Genomic DNA, 365 nt, shown 5'->3' on the forward strand with positions numbered 1-365 from the left:
ATTCTGATTAGGTGGCATAAGGTATTTAAAAGTACATTCTTATGTCAACGATTCTTAAATGGCGAATTACTAACACAAGCCGAACTCGTTGCGGTTAATGCCAGAGTTAATTTATATCGAGAACGACTCAGCAGTATTAGTTGGTTTATGCGTGTGCTTAATGAGAGCATTGCACGAAAAGCGAATCTAGAAGATGGATGCAAAGGGCGGTTTTGGGAAGGTCGCTTTAAATCACAAGCTTTACTTGATGAAGCAGCACTTGCCGCTTGCCTTGCGTATGTTGACCTAAACCCTGTAAGAGCAAAAGTGGCTGATTTACCCGAAGATTCTGACTACACCAGTATTAAATCTAGAATTAATGCAGC

Annotated in this window: 1 pseudogene; it reads left to right on the forward strand. The window is 40.5% G+C overall.

The annotated features are described in order from the left end of the window. Positions 1 to 365 (forward strand): annotated as a pseudogene (locus C2M33_RS10110) (transposase); the annotation flags it as partial.

It is taken from the genome of Pseudoalteromonas sp. T1lg122 (assembly GCF_002964825.1).
Taxonomy (GTDB): Bacteria; Pseudomonadota; Gammaproteobacteria; order Enterobacterales; family Alteromonadaceae; genus Pseudoalteromonas; species Pseudoalteromonas gelatinilytica.